Source organism: Virgibacillus proomii (genome assembly GCF_018916875.1).
Taxonomy (GTDB): domain Bacteria; phylum Bacillota; class Bacilli; order Bacillales; family Amphibacillaceae; genus Virgibacillus; species Virgibacillus proomii_B.
On record NZ_JAHLNO010000009.1, the window covers coordinates 1 to 1,479 of the forward strand.

Here is a 1,479-nt window from a genome sequence, read left to right on the forward strand (position 1 = left end):
AAGGTCCCAAAGTATACGTTAAGTGGAAAAGGATGTGGAGTTGCTTAGACAACCAGGATGTTGGCTTAGAAGCAGCCACCATTTAAAGAGTGCGTAATAGCTCACTGGTCGAGTGACTCTGCGCCGAAAATGTACCGGGGCTAAACGTATCACCGAAGCTGCGGATTGTTCTTCGGAACAATGGTAGGAGAGCGTTCAACGTGCAGCGAAGTCAGACCGTGAGGACTGGTGGAGCGCGTTGAAGTGAGAATGCCGGTATGAGTAGCGAAAAAAGAGTGAGAATCTCTTTCACCGAAAGCCTAAGGTTTCCTGAGGAAGGCTCGTCCTCTCAGGGTTAGTCGGGACCTAAGCCGAGGCCGAAAGGCGTAGGCGATGGATAACAGGTAGATATTCCTGTACCACCTCATGAGTGTTTGAGCGATGGGGGGACGCAGTAGGATAAGGAAAGCGCACGGATGGAAGCGTGCGCCCAAGCAGCAAGGGAGTCGGATAGGAAAATCCGTCCGATAATTCTAAGCTGTGATGGGGAGGGAAAATGAGTACCGAAGTTCCGGATTTCACACTGCCAAGAAAAGCCTCTAGTGAGCTCATAGGTGCCCGTACCGCAAACCGACACAGGTAGGCGAGGAGAGAATCCTAAGGTGAGCGGGAGAACTCTCGTTAAGGAACTCGGCAAAATGACCCCGTAACTTCGGGAGAAGGGGTGCTCCTTGTAGGAGGAGCCGCAGTGAATAGGCCCAAGCGACTGTTTAGCAAAAACACAGGTCTCTGCGAAGCCGAAAGGCGAAGTATAGGGGCTGACACCTGCCCGGTGCTGGAAGGTTAAAGGGAAGCGTTAGTACTTCGGTACGAAGCGTAGAACTGAAGCCCCAGTGAACGGCGGCCGTAACTATAACGGTCCTAAGGTAGCGAAATTCCTTGTCGGGTAAGTTCCGACCCGCACGAAAGGTGCAACGACTTGGGCACTGTCTCAACGAGAGACCCGGTGAAATTATACGATGCGTGAAGATGCGCATTACCCGCGACAGGACGGAAAGACCCCGTGGAGCTTTACTGTAGCCTGATATTGAATGTTTGTACAGCTTGTACAGGATAGGTGGGAGCCATCGAAGCGTGAGCGCCAGCTTACGTGGAGGCACCCGTGGGATACCACCCTGGCTGTATGAACCTTCTAACCCAGGGCCGTGATCCGGTCCGGAGACAGTGTCAGGCGGGCAGTTTGACTGGGGCGGTCGCCTCCCAAAAGGTAACGGAGGCGCCCAAAGGTTCCCTCAGAATGGTTGGAAATCATTCGCAGAGTGTAAAGGCAGAAGGGAGCTTGACTGCGAGACCTACAAGTCGAGCAGGGACGAAAGTCGGGCTTAGTGATCCGGTGGTTCCGCATGGAAGGGCCATCGCTCAACGGATAAAAGCTACCCCGGGGATAACAGGCTTATCTCCCCCAAGAGTTCACATCGACGGGGAGGTTTGGCACCTCGA

Annotated in this window: 1 rRNA gene; it reads left to right on the top strand. The window is 53.8% G+C overall.

From position 1 onward, the window contains the following. Positions 1 to 1,479 (top strand): 23S ribosomal RNA (locus KQI21_RS04800); the annotation flags it as partial.